Origin of the sequence: Rhodococcus sp. Z13, from assembly GCF_025837095.1 — a bacterium.
GTDB lineage: Bacteria > Actinomycetota > Actinomycetes > Mycobacteriales > Mycobacteriaceae > Rhodococcus > Rhodococcus sacchari.
This window is the reverse complement of record NZ_CP107551.1, coordinates 4,339,678-4,355,952: the sequence shown is the minus strand read 5'-3', so window position 1 is coordinate 4,355,952 and position 16,275 is coordinate 4,339,678. Positions and strand designations below refer to the sequence as shown.

Genomic DNA, 16,275 nt, shown 5'->3' with positions numbered 1-16,275 from the left:
ATGAGGGTGCGATCGAGATCGGTGGCGACAAGAGCGGACGCGGTCACGGCAGGTCCTTGATCAGTCCCATGCACGAGTACGCGAGATCGGGGACCTCCTCGACGGGCACGTTCCGGGCGGCGGCGAGCAGCCGGATATGGGCGTGCTCCTCGGCCGTGACGTCGCGGACGAGCACCTTCCACGGCACACGGCGCAACAACACCCGGGTGGTCTCCCCGACGCCGGGTTTGACGAAGTTGACGCTCGAGATGCCGTAGCGGGCGCGCACCTGCTCCACGGACTCCCATCCGGCCCAGGTCGGGGTGCGGTCGGAGTCGAGCACCGCGCGGGCGGAGGCGACGGCGTCACCGCAGTGGTCGAACTCGGCGGTGACGGTGTCGAGGAGGCGGTTCGACACGTCGTCGGCGGCCAGCTGGGAGTAGAACTTGGCGCCGTGGAACTCCCCGGGCCCGATCCACCTGTCGTTGAGCACTGTTCGCGACACCAGCCCCGACACCGTGGAGTTGAGGCAGGCCGACGCGATCAGAAAGTCGTCGCGGGTGCCGTAGGTGCGCACGCAGTGTCCCGGATCGGCGAGCACCACGAGATCGTCGGACAGGACGGGACCACCGGCCGCGGCGTAGTCGACGAGGGCGGCGGACAGTTCGCGTGCGATCGCGCCCTTGCCCGTCCAGCCGTCGACGAACACCACCGATTCCGGATCGTGCCGTTGCGTGATGTAGTCCAGTGCAGCGGAATCGATTCCGCGTCCACGCACGATGGACACCGCGTAGTGCGGCAGCGTCACGCCGTGCTTGTGCAGCGCCCACCGGCGGATCAGGATACCGATCGGGGTGCCGGCGCGCGCGAGCGAGACGAGCGTGAGGTCCGTGCCGCGTTCGGCGAGCAGCAGTTCGGTGACCGTCCCGACGGCGTGCGCGAGCCGCCCGGCCGTGCCGGCCAGGGCCTTCTCGAACAATTCGCGGTAGGCGGCGTCGGGCTGGTACTCGATCGGCAGCGACTCGGCGTAGTGCGACAGCCCGGCCTGGATGCGTGCCTCCCGCTCGGCGATGTCGCCCTCGAGGTCGACATGGGAGAGGTCCTTGAGCAGCCAGGTCACCTCGTCGGGTGCGTACGAGCCGAATTCGGGCCCGGTGAGCGGGGTGGTCATCTCGCCTCCCTGGAGGAACGGAGCACGGCCGGGTCGGCGGCGGGGACCACCACGACGAGGACGTCCTCGCCGGCGGCGGTGAGCACATCGAGCAGGCCGCCCGGCGCGCGGAGCCGGTCGGTGTCGGCGGGTGTGTCGATCACGAGCACCAGTTCCGGACGTGACGGTAGTTCCGGACACGACGGCGTCGGGGAGGGCCACTGCGCGTTGTAGAGATAACGCGGTACCTCGTCCTCGACCTCTGCGGCGATGTGCTCCGGTGCCGTGAAACGGAATCCACGCCGCAGCGGGTACCCGTCGACGTCCATGACGTAGGCGGGGGAGCGGGTGGTGGTCTGGAACCGGGTGGGAGTGCCGCGCCCGGCGAGGGCCTCGGCCAGCCGCAGCGGCAGGTACATGAGCTCCTCGTGCCCGATCACGATCACCGGCCGGTCGGCGTCCCGCACGGCGGTCACCGCGTCGGTGACGGCCTCCAGCGCCGCGTCGAAAGCCGGTGCGTCGGAACGGAGCAGCCCGTGCCGTCCACCGTCGGGCACGTGCGACGGCCATGCCGCCTGCACGAACCGCGCCTCCCCGCGCCGGTCCCCCACGGGATTCAGCTGCGGCTCGGGAAGGGCCGAGACCCGCGCGACGAGATCGTCGGGTACGACGGCGTGCCCGCTCGCGAGGGCCACGTGATCGATGCGGGCACCGAGCTCCGCGGCGACCTCGGCCGTGCGGCGCCGGTGCTCGTCCGTGCGCATGTCGACGAGCGACGCCACCACGTACCGCTCGCGTGGATGGCTGCGGTGCAGCGCGCGGATGGCGTCCACCGCGGTCGCCCCCGTCGAGATCTCGTCGTCCACGAGGACGAGCGGTGCCGCATTGGCGAACAGGTCACCCGAGGTGGGCTGGAGCAGATGGAAGGTCGCGTGCGAGTGGCCTTCCTCGAAGCCGGTGAACACCTCGGCACCCGGGACCCGCCGGCGCGTCGAGTGCAGGCAGCACGCCGCGGCGAGAGCGTCTGCGACACAGTGGCCCAGACCCGTTGCTGTCTCGGCGAACCCGAGGACGACCGCGTCGGAGGCGCTGTCGCCCAGCAGATCCGCGACCAGCTCGCCCAGCCGGTGGCCCGCACCGAGCACCGCGGCGGGGTCGGTGGGGATGTGCTTGCCGAGCACCGTGGACACCAGCAGGTGCGCGCGGCGGGGATTGCGGCGCAGACCGGGTTCGACGAGCCCGGTGACGGTGTACCCGCACGACGACTCGCCGTGCCGGATCGTGAGGCCGAATTCTGCAGTGGACCAGGGAACTTCGAGGACTCCGGTCATCGTTCCACCAGTGCGGTCAGCAGGTCCACGAAGGTGACTCCTTTGCGGGTGACCCCGAAGACGGAGGCGCGCAGGAGCGTCTGCTCGGCCCAGGTCCGGTGCGGGCGTCGTTCGTTCATCTTGTTTCCGTAACCGGACGCCTGCACGCCCCCGGTGTCGCGGTCGAGGATGTCCGTCGCATCGTGGTACTCCTCGTGGGTGACCGCCGAGAGTGCGTGCACCGCAGCGACATGCGAGGGGTGGATGACCGTCTTGCCCTGGATCCCGTTGGCGCGGTCGAGGGCGATCTCGCGCAGCAGCCCGTCGAGATCGCGGCTGACGAGCTGCTGCCGGAACAGCACCGCGTCGTGCTCCTCGAAGGGAGTGGACCGCAGCAACGGCCGGAACATGCGCTCGTGGTCGGCGAAGTACTCCCAGACCGGGCCGGTGATCACGAAACCCGTGCCGTCCGTGCGGCCGAGATAGTTGACGACGGCGGCGATCACGTCGACCACGACCCGCACGTCGTAGATGGTCAGGTCCCGGTCGCGGCGGATCCCGAAGGTGGAGCACATGTCGGTCGCGCCGATCCGGACGGCGAGCACGCTGTCGCGGTGCTCCGCAAGGATCGCCGAGACCGCGCGCAGTTCGTCGTCGCGGGTCTCGCGGTGGACGATCTCCGAGGACTCCATGACGGGCATGGCGTACAACCGGCGTCCCAGTCGCAAGGAGGCTGCGGTCACGGCCCGGAGATAATCGGATCCGGTGTGCGAGGTGAACTTCGGCAGCACGAAGCCGGTGAGGACACCGGCGCCTGCACCGAGCCCCGACACGATCCGGTCGATGCCGTCCGGAGTCCTCACCCGGACGAACAGCATCAACGGTGCGGGTCCGCGGGCGGCGAGCGCGTCGAGCGTGTCGATCGCGTTGCGGAATCCGTCCTCGACCTCGTCGTCGGCGACGGCGTCCTCGAGGTCGAGAACCATGGAGGTCACCCCCTCGACGGCGCGCCGCACGATCGTCGCGGTGAGATCGGGGCGGGTGGCGGGAACGTAGAGGGTCGCGCCGAGAGCGGTCGCGAGGCGTTCCCGTAGATCCCCGTGCCCGAACGGTTGTGGACGGTGGAGGAACAGCCGGTCCAGCGTCGGGTGGTCCAGTTGACGGAAGTGCCGCATGGCACGCGCCTCGGTGAGTGTCGCCCCGGTCATGCGCTGTTCTGCCGTCCTCTCATTCGATCCACCACCCCTGCGATGAAGGTCGACACCGCGTCGAGTTCCCGTACGTACGCCCAGTAGTCCGGATGGACACCGGTGAGCGCATCGACCGCCCTGTCGATCCGGCTCGACTGCGCGTCGAGGACGGACCCCCATTCTGCTGTGAGCCCCCGCTGCACCGCGAGGTGTTGTGCGTCACGGAGCCGGAACCGGACCTCGTCCACCTTGCGGCGAGGATTCTCGCGCACGGCACGCAGAATCGCGAGTCGGCCGGTGACCGCGTCGACGAGTTCCTCGGCACGCGACAGTTCGGCGCGGATCGCCGCGACCTCCTCGAGGGCGTCCTCGGGCCGGCCGTCTGCGGCCGCGGCCCGGGCTGCGGCCAGTTGTTCCTCGGCACGCGAGAGCAGTTCGGCGGCGCGCCGGTCGTTGCCGGTCAGGTCGGCGGAACTGGCCGCGTTGAATTCGCGGAGCAACGCCGAGAAGGCCGGGGCCAGGCCTTCGCAGCGGGTGCGGACGGCACCGAGCCGGGTGGTGACCGACGCCAGCGTGCGTTTCGCCTCGGCCGCGCGCCCGGGTGCCTCGTCGAGCGCCGCGTGGAGACGGGACGTCACCTCCGCGGCGTGCAGCGCGGCCGCACGGACCGCGCCGATGCCCAGTGCGGAGTCGAGTGCGCGCAGGGCGTTCTCGAGATCGGCGACAGCCGAACGCACCGACGGATAGTGCGCGAACTCGGTGTTCTCCGGTGCCGCGGCGGCGGTGAGAACGGTGCGGGCCTCGGTGCGAACCCGGTGCGCCAGCTGCGGAATCGTCTGTGCCATCGCGGTCATGTGCTCGAGATGACCCCGATTGTTCGCATAGAATTCATCCAGAATTCGTGTTGCCTCCCCCAGGCGGTGAACTGCCTGGTCGTAGGCGTGGGCCGGCGCCAGCGGCCGGTCCGGATCGGTCACCGCGAGCTGCAGGTACTCCTCGCCCGCGCGGTAACAGGTCTGCCGGATCGGGTCCCACTCGCGCAGCAGACCGCGTTCGGGTTCGAGTTCGTGGGAGGCGGTGACACCCGCCTCGATGATCGACTGGCGCCGGTCCATGTCGAGGAATGCGCTGACCATCGCGTCGTGCGCACGCCGCGCCGCTGGGTCTTCGGTGTTTCCCCCGCCGAACAGGCGGCGCGTCCATCGGCTCGCCACAGGTCCGAATGGTACTGGTCGCCCGGTCCGGGGTCCGGAGCGGTGACGCCGCGGCCATGTCGCCCGGAACGGGCATAGTGGATACGGGCGTACCTCGCGGGAGGGTCCGGAGAGCTACTACTGTGGGGTTCCACACGCACACCGGGCGTGCCCTTACCGGTACGTCGACCGTTGAACGATCGAAAGGACCCCGAATGGGCGTCAGCTTGACCAAGGGCGGAAACGTCTCCCTGACCAAGGAAGCTCCGAACCTGACGGCGGTGTCCGTCGGCCTCGGCTGGGACGTGCGCACCACCACCGGCACCGACTTCGACCTCGATGCCAGCGCGATCGCGACCGGCGCCGACAAGAAGGTCGTCTCCGACCAGCACTTCGTCTTCTTCAACAACCTCAAGTCGCCCGACGGCTCGATCGAGCACCTCGGCGACAACCGCACCGGTGAGGGCGAGGGCGACGACGAGGTCATCAACGTCGATCTCGCGGCGGTTCCCGCCAACATCGAGAGCATCTTCTTCCCGGTGTCGATCTACGACGCAGACTCCCGCGGCCAGTCGTTCGGCCAGGTCCGCAACGCGTACATCCGCGTCGTGGATCGCGCCAACGGCACCGAGCTGGCCCGCTACGACCTGTCCGAGGACGCCTCCACCGAGACCGCCATGGTCTTCGGTGAGCTCTACCGTCACGGCGCGGAGTGGAAGTTCCGTGCCATCGGTCAGGGTTACGCCTCCGGCCTCGCGGGCATCGCCCGCGACTACGGCGTCAACGTCTAGTCCGCTGCTCCCCGGTTCCGGCCTCGGCGGTGTCGTCGAGGCCGGAACCCGGCACCGCCCCCGCCTGCGGGGGTCGTACGACCGATGTGCAGTAACCACCCTGCAATGACCTGATTCCCACAGAAAGGCCACGCTTCGTGGTTCTGCGAATATTCGGTGTCTCCTTCGCGGTCACCGTCGTCTCCCTCGTGGTCGCCTTCCTCTACGGCGGCCCCCAGGCCCTCTTCCTCTGTCTGATCCTCGGTATCCTCGAGGTCTCGCTGTCCTTCGACAACGCGGTCATCAACGCCACCGTGCTGCAGCGGATGAGCGAGTTCTGGCAGAAGATCTTCCTCACGATCGGCGTCCTCATCGCCGTCTTCGGCATGCGCCTGGTGTTCCCGCTCGTCATCGTGTGGGCGGCATCCGGGCTCGGACCGATCGAGGCCCTGGACCTTGCCCTCAACCCGCCGGCCGACGGCGCCGCCTACTTCCCGGACGGCAGCCCCAGCTACGAGACCCTGATCACCGACGCGCATCCGCAGATCGCCTCGTTCGGCGGCATGTTCCTGCTCATGCTGTTCCTGCAGTTCATCTTCGAGGAACGCGAGATCAAGTGGCTCCAGTGGCTCGAACGGCCGCTGGCGAAGGCCGGCAAGCTCGACCAGCTCGAGGTCGTCGTCGCCACGGCGCTGCTCCTGATCACGGCCACCGTCATCGCCCCCGACGACAAGGTCTCGACCGTCATGATCGCCGGCTCGCTCGGCATGATCACCTACATCGCGGTCAACGGCCTCGGCGACATGTTCGAGGTGCCCGAGGAGGGCGAGGAGGAATCGCGCGGCCCGAGCACCCTCGCGAAGGCCACCGGCAAGGCCGGCTTCTTCCTGTTCCTCTACCTCGAGGTGCTCGACGCGTCGTTCTCGTTCGACGGCGTCATCGGCGCGTTCGCGATCACGTCCGATCCGATCATCATCGCCCTGGGCCTCGGCTTCATCGGCGCGATGTTCGTCCGCTCCATCACCATCTTCCTGGTGCGCAAGGGCACGCTCTCCGATTACGTGTACCTCGAACACGGCGCCCACTGGGCCATCGGTGCGCTGGCACTGATCCTGCTGTACTCGATCGGCACGCACGTTCCGGAGGTCGTCACCGGACTCATCGGTGTGGCGCTGATCGGTGCGGCCTTCGCGTCGAGCGTGTACCGCAACCGCCGGATCGCCGCGCGGGAAGGCGCCGAGGCAGTGGAGACCGGCGCTCCCTGATCCGGGCAGACCGATCCGCATCCACGAGGGGAGCCTCCCGACCCGACATCCGGGCCGGGAGGCTCCCCTCGTTCGCAGACCCATCCCCACGACGAAAGGCACGACATGGCCATCGACTACAACAAGAAGCCCCAGCCGAACGCGGGCGGCGTGAACCTGAGCAAGATCAACCTCACCAAGGAGGCCCCCAGCGTCAGCCTCACCAAGGCCGGTTCGGGTCAGGGGGTCACGCGGGTGAACCTGAACTGGTCGCGCGGCGCCCAGCAGAAGAAGGGGTTCCTCGCGAAGCTGGCCGGCGCCACCGGCGGCGTCGACCTCGACCTCGGCTGCCTCTACGAACTGGCGGACGGCTCGAAGGGCGTGGTGCAGGCGCTCGGCAACAGCTTCGGCGCGCTGCACACCCCGCCCTACATCCACCTCGACGGTGACGACCGCACCGGCTCCGTCGAGGGCGGCGAGAACATGTACGTCAACCTCGAGCGCCCCGAGCTGTTCAAGCGGGTGCTGATCTTCGCGATGATCTACGAGGGCGCCCCCAACTGGGCTGCCGTCGACGGCGTCGTCACCCTCACCCCGCCGTCCGGCCCACAGATCGAGGTGCGCCTGGATTCGCCGAACAACGGTGCCCGCATCTGCGCGATCGCGATGCTCCAGAACACCCCCGGCGGCATCACCGTCGACCGGCTCGTCGAGTACGTCGACGGCAGCCAGTCCGACCTCGACCGCGCCTACGGCTGGGGCATGCGCTGGCAGGCGGGCCGCAAGTAACCCCAACCCCTCCCCACACCGGGGTGACACGCGCGAAACTGGACGGGCGGTCCCGGTCCGAGATCGTCGGGCCGGGACCACCGAGGGCGACCGTGAAACGCAGATCCCGGAGGTGGATCACCGTGACCGAGGGGACGATGACGGCGTGGCGGGTCACCGATCCGCGCCCCATCCACGAGAAACCGCTGACCTTCGGACCCGTCCCGATGCCCGTCGCCGGACCCGGAGAGCTGCTGGTGGAGGTGCAGGCCTGCGGCGTGTGCCGCACCGATCTCCACGTCTCGGAGGGCGACCTGCCGGTCCACCGCCCCGGCGTCGTGCCGGGACACGAGGTGGTCGGTGTGGTGCGTGAGGTGGGCGAGGGCGTCGACGGGTTCGCGCCGGGGGACCGGGTGGGTGTCGCCTGGCTGCGATGGACCTGTGGGCAGTGCCGCTACTGCAGCCGGGGCGACGAGAACCTCTGCCCGGACTCGCGCTACACCGGCTGGGACGAGGACGGTGGCTACGCCGAGTACACCCTCGTGCCCGCCGCCTACGCGCTGCCCCTGCCCGAGGGCTACGACGACGTGGAACTCGCACCGCTGTTGTGCGCCGGAATCATCGGATTCCGGGCGTTGAAACGCGCGGCGGTCCCGGACGGCGGCCGGCTGGGCATCTACGGATTCGGCGGCAGCGCCCACATCGCGGCGCAGGTGGCCATGCATCGCGGTGTGTCCGTCCACGTCATGACCCGCAGCGAGGACGCGCGGCAACTGGCCCGTGAACTCGGTGTGGACTCGGTGCAGGGCTCCGCCGACCGACCGCCGGTCCCGCTGGACTCCGCCATCGTCTTCGCGCCCGCCGGTGAACTGGTGCCGACGGCTCTCGAGGCCCTCGACCGCGGCGGCATCCTCTCGCTCGCCGGCATCCACCTCACCGACGTACCGGTCCTGAACTATCAGCGACATCTGTTCTACGAACGCGAGATCCGGTCGGTCACGGCCAACACCCGCGAGGACGCGCACCAGTTCCTCCGTTTCGTCGGCGAACACCGCATCCGGGTCAGCGCGACGAGATATCCCCTCGCCGAAGCCGACCGGGCGCTGACCGACCTCGCCGACGACCGGGTCCGCGGGGCCGCAGTGCTGGTGCCGTAACGAGGACCTTGTGCCCTACGTTCCCCGCCCCGGCGGGGCGAGGATGGGATCGGGGCCGTCTCACGTGGAACCTGAGGAGTCACCGATGGGCGAGCACAACGTGTGGGTACGACCGATCGAGGCCGTGGGTGCCGACGACGCCCCGAAGGTCGGGGGGAAGTCCGCGAATCTGGGTGAGCTCACGCGGGCGGGCTTCCCGGTTCCCCCCGCCTTCGCCGTCACCACCGACGCCTATCTCGACGCGATGGACGCGGCGGGCGTGCGGACGCGACTGGCCGCCGAGGCGGTGCCCGCACCGGACATCGACGACGCCACCCTCATCCGCACCTCCACCGAACTCGCTGCGCTCGTGACCGATTCGTCCGTTCCGGACGAACTGCGGGCGGAGATCGTCGCGGCCTACGAGGCGCTCGGCGGGGACGTGCCCGTCGCGGTCCGTTCGTCGGCGCCCGCCGAGGACGCCGCCGACACCTCCTTCGCCGGTATCCACGAGTCGTACACGAACATCGTGGGCGCCGATGCGGTGATCCGCGCGGTGCAGGCGTGCTGGGCGTCGCTGTGGTCGGAACGCGCCCGCACCTACCGGGGTCTGCGCGGGGTGGCGGACGAGCCGTCCATCGCGGTCGTCGTGCAGGTGATGGTCGAGTCCGAATCCTCCGGGGTCGCGTTCACCGCCGACCCCCGCACCGGCGACCTCGACCGGATCGTGGTCGAGGCGGCACTCGGCCTCGGCGAGGTCGTCGTCGGCGGGCAGGTCGAACCCGACACCTACGTCGTCGCCAAGGACGGTTTCGAGATCCTCGACGTGCACCGCGGGCACCAGGAGTTCCGGATCACCTCGTCGTCGGCGGGCGACACCCGCGAGGTGGTCGACCCGGCCCGCGCGACCCGCGTCCTCGACGACGAGCAGCTCCGCCGCGTCGCCCGGTTGGCCGCCGACGTGGAGAAGCACTACGGAGCTCCCCAGGATCTCGAGTTCGCCTTCGCGAAGGGCGAGCTGTGGATCGTGCAGACCCGCCCCATCACCACCCTCGGCGCACCGGCCGACGACGGCCCGGTCGGGAGCGGCGACGCCAAGCCTCTGCTCACCGGTCTCGGTGCGGGTCCCGGCTCGGCGACCGGCCGGGTGCGGATCCTGCACGAACTGGCCGACGGCAAGCGGCTCACCGACGGCGAGATCATCGTCGCGCCGATGACCCGCCCCGACTGGCTGCCGATCCTGCGGCGCGCCGGCGGCATCGTCACCGACGGCGGTGGCATCACCTGTCACGCGGCGATCGTCGGGCGCGAACTCGGCAAGCCCGTGGTGGTCGGAGCCCGCACCGCCACGACCGACCTGCACGACGGTCAGCTGATCACGGTCGACGGCGATGCCGGCGCGGTCTTCGAAGGCCGGGTGCATCCCGCGGCCGGGCAACCCGCCGCCGACCGGGCCGCCACCACGGTGGTGGCCGGTGCCCTGCCGGTCACCGCGACGTCGGTGTACGTCAACCTCGCGACCCCCGACGCGGCCGAGGCCGTCGCCGCGTCGGACGTCGACGGGGTGGGTCTGCTGCGCGCGGAGTTCATGATCACCGAGGCGTTGGCAGGGGAGCACCCCGCGCGCATGATCGCGCAGGGCCGCCGCGACGAGTACGTCGAGAGGATGGCCGACGGGGTCGCGCGGATCGCCGCGGCGTTCGCACCCCGGCCGGTCGTGTACCGGGCGATCGACCTGCGCAGCAACGAATTCGCCGATCTCGAGGGCGGTGAGGTCGAACCGCACGAGGAGAACCCGATGATCGGCTACCGCGGGTGCTTCCGGTACGTGCGCGACCCGCAGTTGTTCGCCCTCGACCTCGACGTGCTGCACCGCGTGCGCGGTCTGCATCCCGATGTGCACCTGATGATCCCGTTCGTACGCACCCGCTGGGAGCTGCAGGAGTGCCTCGCACAGCTCGACGCGCATCCCCTCGGTGCGGACCACCGCATGCAGCGCTGGATCATGGCGGAGGTGCCGTCGGTCGTCTACTGGTTGCCGGAGTACGCGAAGCTCGGCATCCACGGTGTCTCCATCGGCACCAACGACCTCACCCAGCTGATCCTCGGTGTGGACCGGGATTCCGAGGTGTGCAAGGACCTGTTCGACACCCTCGATCCCGCGGTGCTCGACGCGATCGACCGGATCGTCGACAGGGCCTCGGCTGCGGGCCTGACCGTCTCGTTGTGCGGTCAGGCGGTGTCGACGAGCCCCGCCCTCGCCGAGCACCTGGTGCGGCGCGGCATCACCTCGGTGTCGGTGGCGCCGGACGCCGTCGCACGGACTCGGCGGACGATAGCGCAAGCGGAGCAACGCATTCTGCTCGAACGGGCCCGCGTGGCCGAACGGTGACGAACTCCGTTGTGCGACTACCGGTCCGGGGGAGGAACCGATCCCCCGGAATCGGTGCCACCCGGTGTGGTGACAGCTTCCACCGTCATGAGGCGGGTGATCTCGTCCCGATCGCTCGGTGAGGGCAGGCCCCAGCCCTCCCGGTAGCCGTACAGCTCGCGGAGAGTGATGGCGTGCTGGTTCCCGTCGGCGACCTCCACGTCGTCGACGGTGATCAGTCCCGGATGTGCCACCCCCGTGGCCTGCGCGATCTTGAACACGTCGCGCCGCAGAGCGCCGATGTAGTCGGTGACCCGCTCGGCCTTGGACGGGACGTCGAGTCCGCGGACGAGCCAACGGTTCTGCGTCGCCACCCCGGTGGGGCATCGGTCGGTGTGACATTTCTGGGCCTGGATGCACCCGATGGCGAACATCGGTTCGCGCGCGACGTTCACCATGTCGCATCCCAGCGCCATCGCGGCGACGGCATTGTCGGGCAGGCCGAGTTTGCCCGCGCCGACGAAGGTGACACCGTCCGTCAGGCCGGCCTCGGCGAAGGCCGCGTAGACCCGGGCGAACCCGCTGCGGAACGGTAGCGACACCGCGTCGGCGAACACCAGGGGAGCCGCACCGGTGCCGCCCTCGCCCCCGTCGATGGTGACGAAGTCGACGCCGCGGTCGGTCGCGCGCATCTGCCGGGTCAGCTCGTCCCAGAACGTCGGGTCGCCCACCGCGGACTTGATGCCGACCGGCAACCCCGTCTCCGCGGCGAGCAGTTCCACCCAGTCGAGCAGTTCGTCGACGTCGTGGAACTCCGTGTGGCGGGACGGGCTCACGCAGTCCCTGCCGACGGGAATGCCACGGACCTCGGCGATCTCGGGAGTGACCTTGGCTCCCGGCAGCAATCCACCGAGCCCCGGCTTGGCGCCCTGGCTGAGCTTGATCTCCAGTGCCCGTACCGGCGCGGACTCCACCACGTCCTTCAACCGTGCGAGATCGAAACGCCCTGTTTCGTCGCGACATCCGAAGTAGCCGGTGCCGATCTGGAAGATCAGCTCGCCGCCGTTGCGGTGGTAGCGCGTCAGCCCGCCCTCACCCGTGTTCTGCAGGCATCCGGCCGCGGCCGCACCCCGGTTGAGTGCTTCCACCGCGGCACCGGACAGGGATCCGAAGCTCATCGCGGAGATGTTCACGAACGACTCGGGACGGAACGCCCGCCTGCGTCTGCGGGCGGCACCGAGGATCTTCGCGGACGGGATGGTGAGTTTCTCCCCGGCGTGCGGGGCGGCGGACGGCGGCAGATCCGAGAACGTGCGGTGCTTGACGATCGTGTACCCGTCCGTGAACTCGATGTCGTTGTCGCTGCCGAAACCGAAGGTATTGGTGACGTTCTTGGACGACGCGTAGATCCATCTGCGCTGATCGCGGGTGAACGGACGCTCCTCGTCGTTGGTCGTGATGATGTACTGGCGCAGCTCCGGCCCGATCGATTCGAGGAGGTAGCGGGCATGCCCGAGAACCGGGAAATTGCGTAGCAACGAATGTCGCTTCTGCGCAAGATCGTACGCACCGACGGCTGCCGCCGCGGCCGCCGGGATTCCGAACGTCTTCGACCACCGCATGCCCCGAGCGTACGTCTGCGCGGTGCCCGGCGAGGCGGGTCGGAGGGATCGTCGCGGAACGGTTTGGGTCGTTCCGCACGGTGGGTATCCGTCGTGCAGGACTGTGCGCGGCGAGAGGTGATCGGGATGCTGGACGACTACCGGAACGACTACGATGAGAACGACCTCGAGATCGGCGACCACAAGGAGGCCGCCGCCGGCGTCACCGGTGTGGCAGTGGCCATGAAACGTTCGCTCGAGCAGATGGGTCTCGTGCGCACCGCCGAATCGCTGCTCGAACTCAACCAGGCCGAGGGTTTCGACTGCCCCAGCTGTGCCTGGCCCGATCCCGATCCCGGCCACCGCAAGATCGCCGAGTTCTGTGAGAACGGGGCCAAGGCCGTCGCGGAGGAGGGCACCCGCCGGCGCGCCGACCCGGAGTTCTTCGCGAAGTACAGCATCGCCGAACTGTCCCAGCGCAGCGAACTGTGGCTCGGCAAGCAGGGCCGCATCACCCACCCGATGGTCAAACGCCCGGGCGCCACGCACTACACCCCCATCGACTGGGACGAGGCGTTCGCCCTCATCGGGGAGAAGCTGCGGTCGCTGGACAGTCCCGAGGAGGCGATCTTCTACACCTCCGGTCGCGCCTCGAACGAGGCCGCCTTCGTCTATCAGCTGTTCGCGCGGGCCCTGGGCACCAACAACCTGCCGGACTGCTCCAACATGTGCCACGAGTCCACGAGCATCGCGCTGCAGGAGTCGATCGGCATCGGCAAGGCCAGCGTGACCCTCGACGACGTCCACCACGCCGAGCTCATCGTGCTGCAGGGCCAGAACCCCGGCACCAACCATCCGCGGATGCTCACGGCGCTGGAGGAGGCCAAGCGCAACGGCGCGAAGATCATCGCCATCAACCCGCTCCGCGAAGCGGGTCTCGTCAACTTCCGCAACCCGCAGACACCACGGGGCGTCATCGGCAAGGGCACCGACATCGCCGATCTGCACCTGCCCGTCGCGGTCAACGGCGATCTCGCCCTGCTGCAGGCGTTCGGGTCGCTGCTCGTCGAATGGGACGCTCTCGACCACGATTTCATCCGCGGGTACACCCGGGGATTCGAGGAGTGGGCCGAGCACGTGCGGGGTGTCGACTGGGACGTCGTCGTGTCCGCGACGGGTCTGTCGCGGCAGCAGATCACCGAGGCCGCGCAGATGTTGCGCCGCTCGAAGGCCACGGTCTTCTGCTGGGCGATGGGAATCACGCAGCACCGCAACGCCGTCGCCACCATCAAGGAGATCTGCAATCTCGCCTTCGCGCAGGGCAACATCGGAAAACGCGGCGCCGGCCTGATGCCGGTGCGGGGCCACTCCAACGTGCAGGGCGACCGCACGATGGGCATCTGGGAACGCGCACCGCAGAGCTTCCTCGACGCGATACAGAAGGAGTTCGGCTTCGATCCGCCTCGCGAATACGGCTACGATACGGTCGATTCCATCCGTGCGATGCGCGATGGCAAGGCGCGTTTCTTCCTCGGACTCGGCGGCAACTTCGTGCAGGCCGCACCCGACACGGCGGTCACCACCGAGGCGATGTCCCGCCTCGACACGACGGTGCACATCTCCACGAAACCGAATCGGTCGCATCTGGTGTGCGGGGAGACGGCGCTGATCCTGCCGACCCTCGGCCGCACCGACAAGGACGTGCAGGCGTCCGGTCCGCAGTTCGTGTCGGTGGAGGACACCACCTGCTCGGTGCACGCCTCCCGAGGCCCCCTGAAACCGCCCAGCAAGCACCTGAAGTCGGAGGTCGCGATCATCACCGGCATCGCCGAGGCCACCCTCGGTGACCGGTACGGCATCGACTGGACGGCGATGCGCGACGACTACAAGAACATCCGCGAGCACATCTCCCGGGTGGTGCCGGGCTGCGAGAGCTACGAGGTCAACGTCCGCCGGCCCGGCGGCTTCATCCTGCCGCACCCGCCGCGTGACAGCCGCACCTTCCAGACCGAGTCGGGGAAGGCGGAATTCGTGGTGTCACCGGTGGAGGTCGTGCAGGTCCCGCCCGGCCACCTGCTGCTGCAGACACTGCGCAGCCACGACCAGTTCAACACCACCGTCTACGGGCTCAGCGACCGTTACCGCGGCATCGAGGGTGGCCGCCGCGTCGTCTTCGTGCACCGGGAGGACATCGCCGCTCTCGGGTTCGACAACGGCGACATGGTGGATCTGTTCACGCGCTGGGACGGCGACGAACGCGTGCGGTGTGCCGAGCAGTTCCGGATCGTCGAGTACGACCTGCCGCGGGGGAGTGCGGCCGCCTACTATCCGGAGACCAACGCGCTGGTTCCGCTCGACTCGACGGCGCTGCAGAGCAACTGCCCCACCTACAAGTCGGTCGTGGTCTCTCTCGCGCCGGCCGGGACGCGCGATAGTTCCTGCCCCGACGTGCACGGCACGCAGACGGTCGGGTCGGACTGGTCGCACAAGACCTGCCCGCAACCGGAGCACCTGTCCTGAGCCGTGTTCAGGAGTTGAGTGCGCCCTCGCGCAGCAGCGTCTCGGCGACGGCGAACGCCGTGGCCCGCCGCACGACGGTCGGCGGGCCGGGCGGCTTACCGTTCCACTGGTCGAACAGGGTGCTCAGGCTCAGCACGAGCCGTTCGGGCGACTCCCAGTGCCGCCACTGCGTGAACTCCGGGCTGCGGACGAGAGCGCGGGCGGCGGGGAGCAGGCCGGTTCCCGTCCGGTGCTGTTCTGCGGCGGCGTCGCGCAGCCACAGCCAATAGTTGCGCAGTGTCCGGATCTCGGCGGTGCCGCACAGCGGACCGTGGCCGGGCACGTAGACCGCGGCGTCCCAGGCCAGCAGCCGGTCCAGCGCCGACAGCCAGTTGTCGAGGGGACCGTGCCACAGGATCGGCGTCGACCCGATGAACAGCAGGTCGCCGGTGAACACCACCCCGGCGTCGGCGATCCGCGCGACGAGATCGCCGGCCGTGTGACAGGGACCGAGCCGCTCGAGTTCGACCGTGCGGCCACCGACCTCGAGCGTCGTGGCGGTGTCGAAGGTGTGGTCGGGCATACGCGGGGTGCGGCGCGGGAAACGTGCGTCGCCGCGCACCCGGGCCGTGTAGGCCCCGGCGGCGCCGATCGGTCCCGGCAGCCGCCCCAACACCGATCCCGTGGAGGCCAGCGCGGTGAGGGCACGCGGCGGGAGGTCCTCGCGCATCCCCTCGAGGGCGGCCGTGCTCGTCGTGATCCGGGTGCCGGCGGGCAGGCTGTCGTTGCCCCACCAGTGGTCGCCGTCGCTGTGCGTGTTCACCGCCTCGGTGATCGGGGCGTCCGCGACGAGCGGTGCCTGCGCCTCGGCGATCCGCCGGGCGACCCCGACGTCCCAGGCCGTGTCCACCACGAGCGACGCCGTCCCGGGCGCCACGACCAGCCCGGTGTTGGCCTCACCCCAGCCCCCGGGTGTCCGCAGGAACGCCCAGACCCCGTCCCCGACCTGCTGCAGACCGCTCATCCTCTGCCCCCTTCCGATGTGGCCGTCACGCTACCGGGGT

12 protein-coding genes are annotated in these 16,275 nt (G+C 69.5%); 6 read left to right on the top strand and 6 right to left on the bottom strand.

What is annotated here, in order from left to right; translation table 11 throughout:
* Positions 1 to 43: 43 nt before the first annotated feature.
* From OED52_RS19890 to OED52_RS19875, 4 genes are read right to left on the bottom strand one after another with little or no spacing between them, the layout of a single operon-like run.
* On the bottom strand, positions 44 to 1,150 hold the full coding sequence (locus OED52_RS19890; RefSeq protein WP_264152533.1) for a cysteine protease StiP family protein: 1,107 nt from the start codon (positions 1,148 to 1,150) through the stop codon (positions 44 to 46).
* Positions 1,147 to 2,460, bottom strand: coding sequence for a phosphoribosyltransferase family protein (locus OED52_RS19885; RefSeq protein ID WP_264152532.1), 1,314 nt, complete (start codon positions 2,458 to 2,460; stop codon positions 1,147 to 1,149). Before OED52_RS19885 ends, OED52_RS19890 begins: the two co-directional genes overlap by 4 nt.
* Positions 2,457 to 3,614 carry an HpcH/HpaI aldolase/citrate lyase family protein gene (locus OED52_RS19880; protein ID WP_264154782.1) on the bottom strand — a complete coding sequence of 386 codons (1,158 nt, stop codon included), beginning with the start codon at positions 3,612 to 3,614 and terminating at the stop codon, positions 2,457 to 2,459. The genes OED52_RS19885 and OED52_RS19880 overlap by 4 nt, the downstream gene beginning before the upstream one ends.
* A 29-nt stretch (positions 3,615 to 3,643) precedes the next feature.
* On the bottom strand, positions 3,644 to 4,765 hold the full coding sequence (locus OED52_RS19875; protein WP_264154781.1) for a serine/threonine-protein kinase: 1,122 nt from the start codon (positions 4,763 to 4,765) through the stop codon (positions 3,644 to 3,646).
* Positions 4,766 to 5,037: 272 nt separating this feature from the next.
* On the opposite strand from OED52_RS19875, the gene OED52_RS19870 reads away from it, so the two are divergent.
* From OED52_RS19870 to ppsA, 5 genes are all read left to right on the top strand, one after another.
* Positions 5,038 to 5,613, top strand: a complete 576-nt coding sequence (locus OED52_RS19870; protein ID WP_264152531.1) for a TerD family protein — start codon at positions 5,038 to 5,040, stop codon at positions 5,611 to 5,613.
* A gap of 137 nt (positions 5,614 to 5,750) precedes the next feature.
* Positions 5,751 to 6,857: a DUF475 domain-containing protein gene (locus OED52_RS19865; RefSeq protein ID WP_264152530.1), complete on the top strand. Its 1,107-nt coding sequence runs from the start codon at positions 5,751 to 5,753 to the stop codon at positions 6,855 to 6,857.
* A gap of 105 nt (positions 6,858 to 6,962) precedes the next feature.
* Positions 6,963 to 7,625, top strand: a complete 663-nt coding sequence (locus tag OED52_RS19860; protein WP_264152529.1) for a TerD family protein — start codon at positions 6,963 to 6,965, stop codon at positions 7,623 to 7,625.
* Between the two features lie 137 nt (positions 7,626 to 7,762).
* Positions 7,763 to 8,761, top strand: a complete 999-nt coding sequence (locus OED52_RS19855; RefSeq protein WP_264154780.1) for a zinc-binding alcohol dehydrogenase family protein — start codon at positions 7,763 to 7,765, stop codon at positions 8,759 to 8,761.
* An 85-nt stretch (positions 8,762 to 8,846) separates the two neighbouring features.
* On the top strand, positions 8,847 to 11,132 hold the full coding sequence (gene ppsA / locus OED52_RS19850; RefSeq protein ID WP_264152528.1) for a phosphoenolpyruvate synthase: 2,286 nt from the start codon (positions 8,847 to 8,849) through the stop codon (positions 11,130 to 11,132).
* A 17-nt stretch (positions 11,133 to 11,149) separates the two neighbouring features.
* On the opposite strand, the gene OED52_RS19845 is transcribed toward ppsA, so the two are convergent.
* Positions 11,150 to 12,733 (bottom strand): FMN-binding glutamate synthase family protein, encoded by a 1,584-nt coding sequence (locus OED52_RS19845; RefSeq protein ID WP_264152527.1) that lies wholly within the window; start codon positions 12,731 to 12,733, stop codon positions 11,150 to 11,152.
* Between the two features lie 126 nt (positions 12,734 to 12,859).
* Between OED52_RS19845 and OED52_RS19840 the strand changes: the two genes are divergently transcribed.
* Positions 12,860 to 15,232, top strand: coding sequence for an FdhF/YdeP family oxidoreductase (locus tag OED52_RS19840; RefSeq protein ID WP_264152526.1), 2,373 nt, complete (start codon positions 12,860 to 12,862; stop codon positions 15,230 to 15,232).
* Between the two features lie 7 nt (positions 15,233 to 15,239).
* Here OED52_RS19840 and OED52_RS19835 read toward each other — a convergent pair whose 3' ends face one another.
* On the bottom strand, positions 15,240 to 16,235 hold the full coding sequence (locus tag OED52_RS19835; protein WP_264152525.1) for an MBL fold metallo-hydrolase: 996 nt from the start codon (positions 16,233 to 16,235) through the stop codon (positions 15,240 to 15,242).
* Positions 16,236 to 16,275: the final 40 nt, after the last annotated feature.

Excerpts from the sequence above, each read along its gene's own strand:
- OED52_RS19890 (WP_264152533.1), bottom strand. The coding sequence starts at position 1,150 with ATGACCACCCCGCTCACCGGGCCCGAATTCGGCTCGTACGCACCCGAC.
- OED52_RS19880 (WP_264154782.1), bottom strand. The coding sequence starts at position 3,614 with ATGCGGCACTTCCGTCAACTGGACCACCCGACGCTGGACCGGCTGTTC.
- OED52_RS19860 (WP_264152529.1), top strand. The coding sequence starts at position 6,963 with ATGGCCATCGACTACAACAAGAAGCCCCAGCCGAACGCGGGCGGCGTG.
- OED52_RS19835 (WP_264152525.1), bottom strand. The coding sequence starts at position 16,235 with ATGAGCGGTCTGCAGCAGGTCGGGGACGGGGTCTGGGCGTTCCTGCGG.
- OED52_RS19875 (WP_264154781.1), bottom strand. The coding sequence starts at position 4,765 with ATGGTCAGCGCATTCCTCGACATGGACCGGCGCCAGTCGATCATCGAG.
- OED52_RS19845 (WP_264152527.1), bottom strand. The coding sequence starts at position 12,733 with ATGCGGTGGTCGAAGACGTTCGGAATCCCGGCGGCCGCGGCGGCAGCC.
- OED52_RS19870 (WP_264152531.1), top strand. The coding sequence starts at position 5,038 with ATGGGCGTCAGCTTGACCAAGGGCGGAAACGTCTCCCTGACCAAGGAA.
- OED52_RS19840 (WP_264152526.1), top strand. The coding sequence starts at position 12,860 with ATGCTGGACGACTACCGGAACGACTACGATGAGAACGACCTCGAGATC.
- OED52_RS19855 (WP_264154780.1), top strand. The coding sequence starts at position 7,763 with ATGACGGCGTGGCGGGTCACCGATCCGCGCCCCATCCACGAGAAACCG.
- OED52_RS19885 (WP_264152532.1), bottom strand. The coding sequence starts at position 2,460 with ATGACCGGAGTCCTCGAAGTTCCCTGGTCCACTGCAGAATTCGGCCTC.
- ppsA (WP_264152528.1), top strand. The coding sequence starts at position 8,847 with ATGGGCGAGCACAACGTGTGGGTACGACCGATCGAGGCCGTGGGTGCC.